This window comes from Flavobacterium sp. (assembly GCF_043780635.1).
Taxonomy (GTDB): domain Bacteria; phylum Bacteroidota; class Bacteroidia; order Flavobacteriales; family Flavobacteriaceae; genus Flavobacterium.
Genome location: NZ_JAYWCK010000023.1, coordinates 1 through 12,750 on the forward strand (window position 1 = coordinate 1; position 12,750 = coordinate 12,750).

16 protein-coding genes are annotated in these 12,750 nt (G+C 36.2%); 13 read left to right on the plus strand and 3 right to left on the minus strand.

Going from position 1 to position 12,750, the window contains the following annotated elements; translation table 11 throughout:
- The coding region (locus ACH2BV_RS01640; RefSeq protein ID WP_395048814.1) for a hypothetical protein at positions 1-1,621 on the minus strand (1,621 nt) is incomplete at its 3' end.
- A gap of 441 nt (positions 1,622-2,062) precedes the next feature.
- Here ACH2BV_RS01640 and rlmD point away from each other — a divergent pair.
- The 4 genes from rlmD to ACH2BV_RS01660 all read left to right on the plus strand — a co-directional run bounded on the left by rlmD (position 2,063) and on the right by ACH2BV_RS01660 (position 5,427).
- Positions 2,063-3,475 (plus strand): 23S rRNA (uracil(1939)-C(5))-methyltransferase RlmD, encoded by a 1,413-nt coding sequence (gene rlmD, locus ACH2BV_RS01645; RefSeq protein ID WP_395048815.1) that lies wholly within the window; start codon positions 2,063-2,065, stop codon positions 3,473-3,475.
- Positions 3,476-3,594: 119 nt separating this feature from the next.
- Positions 3,595-4,137: a DUF6452 family protein gene (locus ACH2BV_RS01650; RefSeq protein ID WP_395048817.1), complete on the plus strand. Its 543-nt coding sequence runs from the start codon at positions 3,595-3,597 to the stop codon at positions 4,135-4,137.
- Positions 4,109-4,927 (plus strand): DUF6048 family protein, encoded by an 819-nt coding sequence (locus ACH2BV_RS01655; RefSeq protein ID WP_395048818.1) that lies wholly within the window; start codon positions 4,109-4,111, stop codon positions 4,925-4,927. Before ACH2BV_RS01650 ends, ACH2BV_RS01655 begins: the two co-directional genes overlap by 29 nt.
- Positions 4,928-5,070: 143 nt before the next feature.
- Positions 5,071-5,427, plus strand: a complete 357-nt coding sequence (locus ACH2BV_RS01660) for a four helix bundle protein (RefSeq protein ID WP_395048819.1) — start codon at positions 5,071-5,073, stop codon at positions 5,425-5,427.
- Positions 5,428-5,484: 57 nt separating this feature from the next.
- On the opposite strand, the gene ACH2BV_RS01665 is transcribed toward ACH2BV_RS01660, so the two are convergent.
- Together ACH2BV_RS01665 and ACH2BV_RS01670 are read right to left on the minus strand one after the other, a co-directional pair.
- A complete protein-coding gene (locus tag ACH2BV_RS01665) occupies positions 5,485-5,721 on the minus strand; it encodes a hypothetical protein (RefSeq protein WP_395048820.1) in 237 nt (78 codons plus the stop codon).
- A gap of 59 nt (positions 5,722-5,780) precedes the next feature.
- Positions 5,781-6,950 carry a class I SAM-dependent RNA methyltransferase gene (locus tag ACH2BV_RS01670; RefSeq protein WP_395048890.1) on the minus strand — a complete coding sequence of 390 codons (1,170 nt, stop codon included), beginning with the start codon at positions 6,948-6,950 and terminating at the stop codon, positions 5,781-5,783.
- 350 nt (positions 6,951-7,300) lie between these two features.
- Between ACH2BV_RS01670 and ACH2BV_RS01675 the strand changes: the two genes are divergently transcribed.
- The 9 genes from ACH2BV_RS01675 (at position 7,301) to ACH2BV_RS01715 (ending at position 12,736) form a co-directional block, all read left to right on the plus strand.
- A complete protein-coding gene (locus ACH2BV_RS01675; protein WP_395048821.1) occupies positions 7,301-7,453 on the plus strand; it encodes a lmo0937 family membrane protein in 153 nt (50 codons plus the stop codon).
- A 94-nt stretch (positions 7,454-7,547) separates the two neighbouring features.
- Positions 7,548-8,291: a class I SAM-dependent methyltransferase gene (locus tag ACH2BV_RS01680; protein ID WP_395048823.1), complete on the plus strand. Its 744-nt coding sequence runs from the start codon at positions 7,548-7,550 to the stop codon at positions 8,289-8,291.
- A gap of 45 nt (positions 8,292-8,336) precedes the next feature.
- Complete coding sequence (locus ACH2BV_RS01685; RefSeq protein WP_395048825.1) at positions 8,337-9,005, plus strand: ZIP family metal transporter; 669 nt, start codon at positions 8,337-8,339, stop codon at positions 9,003-9,005.
- A 163-nt stretch (positions 9,006-9,168) separates the two neighbouring features.
- Positions 9,169-9,984, plus strand: a complete 816-nt coding sequence (gene murQ / locus ACH2BV_RS01690; protein ID WP_395048826.1) for an N-acetylmuramic acid 6-phosphate etherase — start codon at positions 9,169-9,171, stop codon at positions 9,982-9,984.
- A gap of 88 nt (positions 9,985-10,072) precedes the next feature.
- The gene (locus ACH2BV_RS01695) at positions 10,073-10,294 is read left to right on the plus strand and encodes a DUF6095 family protein (RefSeq protein WP_395048827.1); all 222 of its coding nucleotides are present in this window, start codon (positions 10,073-10,075) and stop codon (positions 10,292-10,294) included.
- Positions 10,294-10,866, plus strand: coding sequence for a pentapeptide repeat-containing protein (locus ACH2BV_RS01700; protein WP_395048828.1), 573 nt, complete (start codon positions 10,294-10,296; stop codon positions 10,864-10,866). The genes ACH2BV_RS01695 and ACH2BV_RS01700 overlap by 1 nt, the downstream gene beginning before the upstream one ends.
- 1 nt (position 10,867) lies before the next feature.
- Positions 10,868-11,449 carry a DUF1572 family protein gene (locus tag ACH2BV_RS01705; protein ID WP_395048830.1) on the plus strand — a complete coding sequence of 194 codons (582 nt, stop codon included), beginning with the start codon at positions 10,868-10,870 and terminating at the stop codon, positions 11,447-11,449.
- Positions 11,450-11,466: 17 nt separating this feature from the next.
- Positions 11,467-11,847, plus strand: coding sequence for a DNA topoisomerase IV (locus ACH2BV_RS01710; protein ID WP_395048832.1), 381 nt, complete (start codon positions 11,467-11,469; stop codon positions 11,845-11,847).
- A gap of 115 nt (positions 11,848-11,962) precedes the next feature.
- Entirely contained in the window at positions 11,963-12,736 is a 774-nt protein-coding gene (locus tag ACH2BV_RS01715; protein ID WP_395048833.1) for a TerC family protein, read from the plus strand.
- Positions 12,737-12,750 lie beyond the last annotated feature (14 nt).

The following is a 12,750-nucleotide window of genomic DNA, read 5'->3' on the forward strand; positions in this document are numbered from 1 at the left end:
AAGGTACGGTCCAACTATAAGAAGTAGCTAAAACTACAGGGCCAATAGAATAAACTATATTACTTGCTCCCATACAAACACTTGTGCTTCCGATTATCCCTCCAGCAATAGCTTTAGGTTTAGTAGTTACCGTATGTGTTGCAGTCACTGTCCCAAAACAGCCTATTGCACTTGCCGTGACAGTATTGGTACCATAATATCCTGCAACATAGGTTACCAAACCAGTTGCTGTATCAATAAAATTTCCTGCCCCAAGTGAAATAGCATCTAGACTATAAGTTATAAATGCAGCTCCAGTTGCAGCATAAGAAACATCTCCAGCTGCTTGGCAACGGGTAGAACTTGCTCCTAAGATAAATGATGGCGAAGCTGGTACTTTTACATTTACAGTTGTAGGAGCACTTTCGCAACCACCACTTGTTTGTGTAACATAATAGGTTCCAGTTGAAAGTAAAGTACCAGAACTTAAAAAATTAAATAAATTATCGTACCATTTATAAGTACCACCACCCTGCGGCAAATTTGCAACTGTTGGAGAAGCTGGTACACCAGAACAAAAATTCTGATCCCCGACAATTGGAGCAGACACCGCTCCACTTGTAACGCTTACAGAATTGCTCATATTGCCTACACAACCTCCATTTATACTGCCAATGACTGTATATGTACCTCCTATAGTTATATTCGTAAATAAAATATTGCAACCACCTCCGGAGCATACTATCCCTATTTTTGGACTACCTACTGCAATACTGTTTCGATATAACTGGTAAGAAACTCCAACCTCAGAACCTCCTAGAGTTATCGTTACTCCAGATGGACAAGCATTTCCACTATTTGAAACCGTCACAGAGAATGCCGTTACGCTTCCATAAAGTTGCAAAGGAGCATTTCTTACTTGTTCAAGCTTAGTGCCAGGAACATCAGGATAGCCGACCACAAGTATTGTATCATAATTTACACGCAAAGCATAATGATTACCCCCTCCACTATTAATTGTAGGTACTGTCACACCCATTTTCCAGTAGGCTGTAAAACCATCAGTAGAAATCTGTACCGGGGCTGTAGTTATTGTGAGAATGGGACTATTGTTATTAAATTGACCACCAGGGTTACTTATTTGTGCAGAAAAATTAGTGGAATTAAAACCGGCAGTTGTCCCCGTAGTACTAAAATATACAATCATTTCCTGACCCGTACAGTACACTGCCTTATTTAAAAGGTCTGTACTTATCGTTAATGTACCATCTGTAAACGTCCACTCAGCCACAGAACCCATATTTCCGTGAGCACTCAACAAGAATTTTGCACCAAGGGCATCACCATCTGTTGGAACAAACCAAGAAGTAGTGAATCCCCCATTCGAATCTGCAGCCACCTCCCAAGGCACGTGATACTGAGGATCAATCCCCAAAGGATCACCGTCTGCGTGCTCTACGTGCAATTCTACTATTTCACCCGGCTGAAATCCAGCCCCGGTAATAATGGCAGTAGCTCCCGGTGGGTAATCCAATAAATCTGTTGAAACCGTTGCCTGCCCAAAAGCAGCGCTCGAAAAAAACAAATTGGCCATTACAAATACTATGGCGAAGATTCCGAATTTACGTAGAAATGTTTTCATACTTAAATAATTTACTTAAAAAATGATTAAAAATAATAGAATTTGGGATTCCATTTAAACTCAATTATTGGTATTTGACTCCTTCTAAAAAACAGCATAAAACTTTGCTGTTTTAGCTATTTATTAAAGTTGAATTGTATACTTTTTGTGAATTTAAAAACGAAACTATATAAATAAAATACAGTTGGTACTTTTTTTCGATGAAAGTGTTAATAAAACCTTTAAACTACACTTTTCACTACTTATTAAGATTAATTCTACCTTTTTATCTTTAATTCATCATTTATAGCCTTAGTTTTAAACCCTTTAAAATGATTTTAACTCAATGAGAAGTCCGCCTGAAACCAATTTTTCTCTTGATAAATCCCAAATAAATAAACCTTGTTGAAAATATTTCCCAATTAAAATTTATAAAACCATCCAAAGCCTTATTTTTGCGCTATGGCTAAGAAAAATACAGACAAGATCGTTTTTGATCATATAAAAGTCCTTGATGCAGGCGCAAAAGGCGTTTCGGTGGCAAAAGCCCCGGATGGAAAAGTAATTTTTATCCCTAATGTCGTTCCCGGCGACGTGATTGATGTGCAAACTTTCAAAAAGCGCAAGGCATATTACGAAGGAAAAGCAGTGAAATTTCACGAATATTCAGAGTATCGGATTGAACCGGTTTGCGAACATTTTGGCGTTTGTGGCGGTTGCAAATGGCAGAATATGAACTACAACCAGCAATTATATTACAAACAAAATGAGGTTTTAAACCATTTACTTCGCATCGGGAAAATAGAACTTCCCGAGTTTGAACCAATACTGGGTTCAGAGAAACAGTTTTTTTACAGAAACAAAATGGAGTTTTCGTTTTCGAACAGTCGTTGGCTGACCGAAAAAGAAATTGGTAGCACAGAAGACTTAGGAAATAGAAACGCTTTGGGTTTCCATATTCCGAAAATGTGGGACAAGATTTTGGACATCAACAAATGTCATTTACAGGAAGACCCATCAAATGCAATTCGGAATGCAATTCGGGCTTTCGCCAATGAAAATGCGCTGACTTTTTTCAATCCAAGAAATCACGAAGGCTTGCTCAGAACTCTGATGATGCGAACGGCTTCGACTGGAGAAATTATGGTTTTGATTCAGTTTTTCGAAAATGACAAAGCCAGTAGAGAATTGCTTCTCGATTATGTTTACGAGAAATTCCCTCAGATTACCTCGCTACAATATGTGGTCAACAACAAGGCAAACGACACTTTATACGACCAAAACATCAAGCTATATAAAGGAAGAGATTACATCTTAGAAGAAATGGAAGGTTTAAAATTTAGCATTAATGCCAAGTCCTTTTACCAAACCAACTCCGACCAAGCCTACGAATTATATAAAATCACAAGAGATTTTGCTGGCCTTACTGGCAACGAAATCGTTTATGATTTATATACCGGAACGGGAACAATTGCCCAATTTGTGTCGAAAAATGCCAAGAAAGTTATTGGAGTAGAAAGTGTTCCTGAAGCAATTATTGATGCTAAAGCCAATGCCGAACGCAACAACATTTCGAATTGTGAGTTTTATGTAGGCGATATGAAAGTGGTTTTCAACGAAAGTTTTATTGCGCAGCACGGCAAGCCCGATGTCATCATCACTGATCCGCCACGCGATGGAATGCACAAAGACGTAATTGAACAAATTATGAAGATTGAACCTTCAAAAATCGTATATGTAAGCTGTAACTCTGCTACACAAGCACGTGATTTGGCTTTAATGGATGAAAAGTACAAGGTAAGCCGCGTTCGTCCGGTTGATATGTTTCCGCAAACGCATCACGTAGAAAATGTTGTACTTTTGGAGAGAAGATAGGGTTGCAGATTGCAGACGGCAGATTGCAGACGGCAGGTTGCAGGTTGCAGGTTGCAGGTTGCAGTTATTATTGAAATTGAATTTTGCCATTGATATTGCCATTGATATTTAAAAAATTTATGAAAAAAATACTTATACTTTTATTAATTGCAACGTTCTCTTTCTCCAGTTGTGAGAAAGATGATATTTGTGACGCAAACACGTCTACAACTCCCCGACTTGTGATTGAATTTTATAATATTACCAATGCTTCTGTTTTAAAAAATGTGACAAATCTAAAAGTCATTGGTGAAGGAATGACAGAAGGAATTGTTTTCAATGAAAGTGCCACAGGAGAAGCAAAATACCTGACCAACGGAACCACTATTTCAATTCCCTTAAAAACGGACGCAAACAGTACAACATATAATTTTATCCTAAATTCTGGCAATTCAAATCCAACATTAATAGACATTGATAAAATTACGTTTAATTATACACGAAACGATATTTTTGTATCGAGAGCTTGCGGTTTTAAAACCCTTTTCACTTTCGATCCAAACAATAAATATGTTCATACTGCTGTACCTGAAAGCAAACTACTAAAATGGATGCAATATATTTCAGTTGAAAAAAATAATATAGATAACGAAAATGAAACACACATTAAAGTATTTTTTTAGTATTTGGCTGCTGTTGTTTTTGTTTTTGGCACAAGCACAAGACACTATTCCAAAGAAAACTTCGTCTCCAAGAACTAAAATTCAAGGCGATATTCCGGAAGCTCCAAAGCAAGCAACAGTGAATCCATTGGAAGCTGCAAAAACCGATAATATTATTCCCGTAAAAAAGGATCGTTATGGTTTGCGAGTGGGTGTTGACTTGTACAAATTAACACGTGGTTTGTATGATTCGAATTATAAAGGCATTGAATTAGTAGGTGATTATCGCCTGACGAAAAAATATTTTTTGGCTGCTGAACTTGGAAGTGAAGATAAAACTACCGAAGACGACCGCTTAAATACCAATACAAAAGGCACTTATCTTAAAGTGGGTTTTGATTATAATGCTTATGAAAACTGGTTGGATATGGAGAACATCATATCCATTGGTTTGCGCTATGGCGTAAGTACTTTTAGCCAACGATTGAACAGTTACAAAACTTACAATGCATATCCTTATTGGGGTGAGATGCCTTGGAAACCTTCCGGAGAAGAATTCAATGGGTTAACAGCGAGTTGGATTGAAGTAGTGACAGGTATAAAAGTAAAAGTAATCAACAATATTTTCGTGGGTTTCAGTCTTCGTCTGAATGTATTGGTTGCCGATAAAAAACCAAGCGATAACTTCGAAAACCTTTATATTCCGGGATTCAACAGAACGTATGCCGGTAATTTTGGAGCCGGATTCAATTATACGGTGACTTATTTTGTTCCGCTTTATAAGAAAACTGTTAAACCTAAAAATAAATAATTACGAATTGAGAATTACGAATTACGGGGTGAAATAAAATAATTACGAATTAGGAATTACGAATTACCGGGTGAAATAAATTAATTACGAATTGAGAATTACGAAATACCACGTTAAGAGAAGTATAATAATTACTGGATTATATGAAAGAGAATATTATTCAAATTAAAAGTTATGCCTTTGCTGTAAGAATTGTGAAAGTATATAAATACTTGTGTGAAGAAAAAAAGGAGTTCGTATTGAGTAAACAATTACTTCGCTCAGGCACATCAATAGGAACGAATATTGAGGAAGCTATTGGAGGACAAACTGACAAGGATTTTTTTGCTAAACTCACTATTGCCTATAAAGAAGCCAGAGAAACCCATTATTGGATTCGATTATTAACCGATACCGATTATATTTCAAAAAAAGAAAATGAAAGTTTATTACTTGACGTAAACGAGTTATTAAAAATCATTGGCTCCATTCAGAAAACCTTACGTACTAAAAATCAATAAAATTTAATAATTCATTTTCTCAATTCGTAATTCGTAATTTTACATTCGTAATTCTCTCTACCCTATTTCCTTAATTCCTTTTATAAACAGCCACGACATAAATAGTTTTTCGCCGTCTTTGGTTTTGGCTGCCTGAAATTTTGGAGACAAAATTGTTCCTACCACAAAAGCGGTAAACGGAATCCAGAATCCCGTTAAATGAGTAAATCTTGCCAATAAATATTGGATTGAGATGAATAATATCGCGAAACAACCCAGTTGGTATAGAAAGGCACGTACTTGTAATTTGGTCATATTTTTAGTTTAAAGTTTAAAAAAGTTTAAATTTTAAAGTTGATATCATCTGAAACCTGCTAACTGCCTTCTGCTGTCTGGAATTTTGTTCTCTTGCTTCCTTCATACATTTCGTATTTCACCAATCTGGCTTCGATGCTGGCGTTGAAAAGTTTGATTTTTCGGGAAGGTTTTAATCCAACAAATTTCAAAGCTTCGAGGTTTCCGGTAATGAACCAGGCGTTTGTTCCCGGATAATTTTTCTTCAAAGTATCGCCAATATTCTTGTAGAATTCTTCCATATGAATGTCCAATCGTTCATCGTAAGGAGGATTGAAAACCATATGCAATTTTCCTTGGGTAGTTTTCTCTGTGTCGAAAAAGTTACGTTCTTCGATAGTGATGTATTCGTCTAAATTAGCGTTTTTGACATTGTCTTTGGCTTTCATCACAGCACTTGGCGCTTTGTCGTATCCTTTTATGGTGTAATGAAATTCTCGAATTTTCTTCATCAGAGAATCCATAATTTGGTCAAACAAATCATTATCCCAATCGTTCCATTTTTCGAAAGCAAATTCTTTACGGTTGATGTTTGCCGGAATATTACAGGCGATCATTGCGGCTTCAGCCAAGAACGTTCCGGAACCACACATTGGATCCAAGAAATCACCTTGTCCATCCCAACCTGAAAGCAGCAATATTCCTGCTGCCAAAACTTCGTTGATAGGCGCAATATTGGTAGCTGTTCTATATCCTCTTTGGTGCAACGAATTTCCGGAAGTATCCAGCGCTACCGAAACTTGATCTTTGTCAATATGAATATTTATTCTTAAATCAGGATGTATTTTTTCGATACTCGGACGTTGTCCCGTTCTTTCGCGGAATTGGTCCACGATGGCATCTTTACATTTTTGGGAAACAAATTCCGAATGATTAAAATACTCTGAATGCACGGTTGCATCAATCACAAAAGTCTGGTTTGCACTGATAAATTTCGACCAATTTACTCCTGAAATTCCTTTATATAATGCATTTTCGTCTCTTGCTTTAAAGAAATAAATAGGTTTCAATATTTTCAAAGCGGTTCTCAAAGCTAAGTTCGCTTTGTACATAAAGCCCTTATCTCCTTTAAAACTGACCATTCTTACGCCTTGCTCCACGTCTTGTGCGCCCAGCATTTTCAATTCGTTTGCCAGTATTTCTTCAAAACCAAAAAAGGTTTTGGCAATCATTCTAAAATTATTTTCCATTGTAAAATCAAGTATTCGTTGCAAAAATACATTAAATTTAGAGGAATTGAATTAATAGAAATAGAATAAATGCCGAATTCCGCAAAAAACCTAACCCAAAACCCATAATTGATTCTCCCAAAACAATCAACATCTTGATCATCATCTAAACGGTAAATTCGATTCTGACACAACCTATTGTTAAATGCTTGATTGTCAATAACAAAATAGACTTTTAACGCTTCTTTATGAGTTTTTATTAGTAATTCTAACTACCTTAGTAACACGTTTTTAATATAAAAAATAGAAGGTTAATAATATCCAAAACCAAGCTTTATACTGCAATTTTTAATCATTAAAAAACAAACATTATGAGCAATCTTCTCTACACAATCGCAGTAATTTTAATCTTCCTTTGGGCAATAGGTTACTTTGCTTATAGCGCAGGAGCGATTATTCATATTCTTCTTGTAATTGCTGTAATAGCAATAATATTAAGACTAATACAAGGAAGGAGAATATAAAAAACAAAATTCTTTAACCTAGAATTCAATGCATAAATGCACCCTGTTTTGTCTAAAATAGACTAAATTTGCATTTTAATTGAAATTCAAATAAATGCCGAATTCCGAAAAATCCAAAAAAAGCACTTGGTTCGCCTCTTGGTTTGATACTCCTTATTATCATATCCTTTATAAAGAACGAAATTATAGAGAAGCCCAGGTTTTTATGGACAATCTGACGCATTACCTCAACCTCCCCGAAAAAGCTAAAGTGCTGGATTTGGCCTGTGGCAAAGGCCGTCATTCCATTTATCTGAACCAATTGGGCTATGAAGTCGTGGGTGCTGATTTGTCTGAAAACAGCATTGCCGAAGCCAATAAAAACCAAAATGAAACCCTGCATTTTCAAGTTCACGATATGCGTGAAACTTTCGAAGATAAATTTGACGCTATCTTTAATTTGTTTACCAGCTTTGGTTATTTCGAAAATGACGAAGACAATCTGACGACTTTGAAGGCGATGAAAGAGAGCTTAACCGAATATGGTTTTGCCGTAATCGACTTTATGAACGTCAACCAAGTTGTCAATAATTTAGTTGCCGATGAAGTCAAAACAGTAGATGAAATCGATTTTCATATCAAACGATATGTAAGTGAAGGCCATATTTATAAAGAAATTGATTTTGAAGACCAAGGAGAGAAATTTCATTTCACTGAAAAGGTAAAAGCCTTAACCCTCAAGGATTTTGAAGAATTAATGGAAGAAGCCGGGATTTATCTTTTGGATATTTTTGGAGATTATAAATTGAAAAAATTCCACAAAACCGATAGCGAACGATTAATAATGATATTTAAATAGGTTAAACGGTTAATCGATTAATCGTTTATGCAGTTAAACAAAAATATGAACTACCTTTTACCCTTATTTTCTGTACTGATAGGTTACATTATTGCCTTGTTTTTGAAACCAAAAAACAAAACCAACCTTAAATTACTGTTGGCTTTCAGCGGTTCGTTTTTATTGTCGTTAACCGTGATGCACTTGTTACCTGACGTATATAAAAGTGACAATCCTAACATTGGACTTTTTATAATGGCGGGGATTTTATTCCAGATTATATTGGAATTTTTCTCTAAAGGCGCCGAACATGGTCACGTTCACGGGCACGATAAAATGGAACAAATGCCTTGGCTGCTTTTTATCAGTCTTTGTATTCACGCATTCTTGGAAGGATTTCCCGTGAGTCACCATCACAATTTAGCAGTGGGAATTGCCATTCATCATTTGCCCATCGCCATCATTCTGACTACCTTTTTTATCAATTCAAGTCTGGACAAAAAAGCCATTTTTGCCTTTATGATTACTTTCGCGATAATGACTCCGCTGGGAACCATCTTATCGGATTATTTGCCAATATTAAACGATTATTACACTGAAATTACGGCTATCGTCATCGGGATATTATTCCATATTTCGTCCACCATCATTTTCGAAAGCAGTGAAGGACATAAATTTAATATTGCTAAGGTTTCGATGATCTTGTTTGGGATTGCGTTGGCGTATTTTATATGATTTTGGGCGTGACCACAAGGGTCGGGCTATTCGCTACAATCCACACTAAAAAGTGTGGGATTTCCACTGCTATCCCTCACGCAATTCAATACATAAAAAAACTTTGTGCCACAATGACTTTGCGATCAAAAAAGATTATTTTTGAATTAGTTAAATAGACAAAATGAATTTCACAAAAACCACCGAACAATCCTCGAAATACGAACATTTAGAAAAAATGTCGGTTCAAGAATTGCTATTTAATATGAATCAGGAAGACAAAACGGTACCTCTTGCCGTAGAAAAAGCCTTGCCTCAAATAGCAACTTTAGTAACTCAAATTGTTGCTAAAATGAAATTGGGTGGTCGATTGTTTTACATTGGCGCAGGAACTTCTGGGCGTTTGGGAATTCTTGATGCTTCGGAGTGTCCGCCAACATTTGGTGTTCCCGCAGAGATGGTCAACGGAATCATTGCCGGTGGTGACAAAGCCATTCGCAAAGCTGTTGAAAATGCCGAGGATGATGCCAAGCAAGCCTGGGTTGATTTACAAGCACACCAAATCAACGAAAATGATGTCGTGATTGGGATTGCCGCTTCAGGAACAACGCCTTATGTTATTGGCGGTTTGCAGGCGTGCAACGATAAAAACATCATTACGGGTTGCATCACATGCAATCAGGGAAGTCCACTTTCACTAACTGCAAAATTCCCGATAGAAGTCGTTGTTGGTCCTGAATTCGTAACCGGAAGTTCCAGAATGAAAGCAGGAACAGCACAGAAATTAGTACTTAATATGATTTCAACTACAGCCATGATTCAACTGGGAAAAGTGAAAGGCAATAAAATGGTTGATATGCAATTGAGCAACATCAAACTCGTGGATCGCGGTGTAAAAATGATTATGGGTGAAATTCCTGTTTCGTACGAAGTAGCCGCAAAATTGCTCGAAAAATATGGAAGTGTGAGAAAGGCAGTTGATAATTATAGTGGTCAGTGATCAGTGGTCAGTGGTCAGTCGCAGTGAGCAGATTTCAGGTTGCAGTTAGCAGTTTTTTTCGGTATTTAAAAACTTTAAACAAAATTCAATGTCAACTAACAAAGAACTATTATCCAAAGGAATTAAAAAATTAGCGTTGGCTTTGCCTTTGCTTTTTATTGGGCCATCTCTGATTCACAATGCGTTTATCAACAAGCAAAATGATTGGCATTATTTGGTTTTAGGAATCGGAATCGCAACTTGTGTGGGCGCTGTTTATTTGGCTTTTTTGGGATTTAAGATAATGATGCGAAGTTTATTTAATGATTAATGGAAAACCTGATACACACCCATAAAACATTTGAAAAAGTCTCTTTCATAGACAAAAAAGTCAATCATCGGGAGTTTGAAGATTGTATTTTCAAGAACTGTGATTTCTCGAATAGCGATTTCTCGAACAATACTTTTATGGATTGTGAGTTCATTGATTGCAACCTTTCGATGACGCAATTAGCCGCTACAAGTTTGAAAACGGTTCATTTCAAGAATTGCAAATTGCTTGGGATTCAATTCCAATCTTGTGCAAATTTCTTATTTAGTGTCAGTTTTCAGGATTGTGCTTTGGATTATTCGTCTTTTGCCAATAAGAAAATGCCCAAAACGAAGTTCGATTCTTGTTCGATGAAAGAAGTTTCTTTTATTGGAACTAATCTCACCCATTCGGTTTTTGAAAATTGTAATTTAGAGAATGCCATTTTTAATGACACCCAATTAGCAGGCGTAGATTTTAGAACAGCACATAATTATAAAATTGATCCCGAATTTAATCCAATGAAGAAAGCCCAATTTTCGACCCAAGGAATTGTCGGACTTTTAGATAAATATGATATTAAAATTGAGTAATATGGAAGCAACAAATTCCTATTTAGAAAGCGTAAAAAAGCAATTTCTCTATTATAAAACATTGGGAGAAAAAGCAATGGATCAACTCGAACCCGAACAGCTTTTTGTTTCGATAAATGAAGACACCAATAGTATTGCCACGATTGTGAAGCACCTTTCTGGAAATATGCTTTCGCGCTGGACTGATTTTTTGACAACAGATGGCGAAAAAGAATGGCGCAATCGGGATTTGGAATTTGATTCCTCTTTGGAGGGGAATGACAAAGAATCCATTATGACTTTCTGGAATAAAGGTTGGGATTGTTTTTTTGAAGCCTTGAACGGATTAAAAGCAGAACAGCTTTCGGAAATTATCTATATTAGAAACGAAGGGCACACTGTGATTGAAGCGATAAACCGCCAGTTAGCACATTATCCGTATCATGTTGGCCAAATTGTTTTCTATGCCAAAATGTTGAAAAAAAGTGAATGGACCAGTTTGTCTATTCCAAAAAACAAGTCCAATAGTTACAACTCAGACAAATTCTCCAAAGAGAAAAGCATCAGGAATTTTACGGATGATGAATTAAATAAATTGAAATAAAGTAACAAAGTCAACAAATGAAAAAAATACTTATTCTGCCTCTGTTCCTAGTATTGATTTCCTGCTATAATGTGGAACGCAATTGCAAGGATTTTAAAACCGGAAAATTTAAATTTGACTACAAGGTTGACGGCGTTAACAAAACAACTGTTTTTGAACGCAATGATAGTATCGAAATTGAAACTTTTGAAGGCAAAACCGACACTTCAACTATTCGATGGGTAAGTGATTGTGAATACATCCTGCAAAAAATCCATCCGAAAAATATGGCGGAGAAAAATGCAATTAACATGAAAATTTTGACTACTTCAAAAAATTCCTATACTTTTGAATTCGGAATTGTGGGAAGCGATAAAAAACAACGCGGAACTGTGGAGAAAATAGCAGATTTCAGATAGCAGATTTCAGGTTGCAGGTTGCAGGTTGCAGGTTGCAGGTTGCGGGTAGCAGGTTGCGGGTAGCAGGTTGCAGATGGCAGAAAAACTCATAACTAATAATTTATAACTCAATATAATGGAAGTATTTTTAAACCCAGACGCCTGGATTGCCTTATTAACATTGACCTTTCTGGAAATTATACTCGGAATAGACAATATCATTTTTATATCGATTGTCACCGGAAAATTACCGGCTGAACAACGTAAAAAAGCCACGAAAATTGGAATGTTTTTAGCTATGTTTATGAGAATTGCACTCCTTTTGGGGATTTCTTACCTCATCGCGATGAAAGAACCTTGGTTCTCCATTAATTTAGGTGTACTAAACGCGCAGGTTTCAGGTCAAAGTCTTATTCTCTTTTTAGGAGGAATGTTTCTGATTTATAAAAGCACGAAAGAAATTCACGATAAGGTAGATTTAAAAGGAGAAGAAGAAAAAAACTTAAATCAATCTGCTGTCAAATCCTTTGGAAGTGTCATTGTCCAAATCATTTTAATCGACCTAGTTTTCTCTTTCGATAGTATTCTGACTGCCGTGGGTATGACTAATGGTGTTGCCGGTGCACTCTATATTATGATTACAGCTGTGGTTATTTCGGTCTTGATTATGATGCAATTTGCAGTTCCTGTGGGAACTTTTGTCAATAATCATCCTTCCATTCAAATTTTGGGATTGTCCTTTTTAATCTTAATTGGGTTTATGTTAATCACGGAAAGTGCTCATTTGTCGAATGCGTTAATCTTTGGAAACCATGTCACTCCGGTGCCAAAAGGCTATTTGTATTTTGCGATTTCCTTCTCGCTTTTAGTGGAAGTTTTGAATATGAAAATGGAGAAGAAAAAGAAATAAAGGTTAACCGCAAA

What these genes read in the sequence shown, in the direction of transcription:
- rlmD (WP_395048815.1), top strand. Translation starts at nt 2,063, where the DNA reads ATGGCTAAGAAAAATACAGACAAGATCGTTTTTGATCATATAAAAGTC.
- ACH2BV_RS01650 (WP_395048817.1), top strand. Translation starts at nt 3,595, where the DNA reads ATGAAAAAAATACTTATACTTTTATTAATTGCAACGTTCTCTTTCTCC.
- ACH2BV_RS01655 (WP_395048818.1), top strand. Translation starts at nt 4,109, where the DNA reads ATGAAACACACATTAAAGTATTTTTTTAGTATTTGGCTGCTGTTGTTT.
- ACH2BV_RS01660 (WP_395048819.1), top strand. Translation starts at nt 5,071, where the DNA reads ATGAAAGAGAATATTATTCAAATTAAAAGTTATGCCTTTGCTGTAAGA.
- ACH2BV_RS01665 (WP_395048820.1), bottom strand. Translation starts at nt 5,721, where the DNA reads ATGACCAAATTACAAGTACGTGCCTTTCTATACCAACTGGGTTGTTTC.
- ACH2BV_RS01670 (WP_395048890.1), bottom strand. Translation starts at nt 6,950, where the DNA reads ATGGAAAATAATTTTAGAATGATTGCCAAAACCTTTTTTGGTTTTGAA.
- ACH2BV_RS01675 (WP_395048821.1), top strand. Translation starts at nt 7,301, where the DNA reads ATGAGCAATCTTCTCTACACAATCGCAGTAATTTTAATCTTCCTTTGG.
- ACH2BV_RS01680 (WP_395048823.1), top strand. Translation starts at nt 7,548, where the DNA reads ATGCCGAATTCCGAAAAATCCAAAAAAAGCACTTGGTTCGCCTCTTGG.
- ACH2BV_RS01685 (WP_395048825.1), top strand. Translation starts at nt 8,337, where the DNA reads ATGAACTACCTTTTACCCTTATTTTCTGTACTGATAGGTTACATTATT.
- murQ (WP_395048826.1), top strand. Translation starts at nt 9,169, where the DNA reads ATGAATTTCACAAAAACCACCGAACAATCCTCGAAATACGAACATTTA.
- ACH2BV_RS01695 (WP_395048827.1), top strand. Translation starts at nt 10,073, where the DNA reads ATGTCAACTAACAAAGAACTATTATCCAAAGGAATTAAAAAATTAGCG.
- ACH2BV_RS01700 (WP_395048828.1), top strand. Translation starts at nt 10,294, where the DNA reads ATGGAAAACCTGATACACACCCATAAAACATTTGAAAAAGTCTCTTTC.
- ACH2BV_RS01705 (WP_395048830.1), top strand. Translation starts at nt 10,868, where the DNA reads ATGGAAGCAACAAATTCCTATTTAGAAAGCGTAAAAAAGCAATTTCTC.
- ACH2BV_RS01710 (WP_395048832.1), top strand. Translation starts at nt 11,467, where the DNA reads ATGAAAAAAATACTTATTCTGCCTCTGTTCCTAGTATTGATTTCCTGC.
- ACH2BV_RS01715 (WP_395048833.1), top strand. Translation starts at nt 11,963, where the DNA reads ATGGAAGTATTTTTAAACCCAGACGCCTGGATTGCCTTATTAACATTG.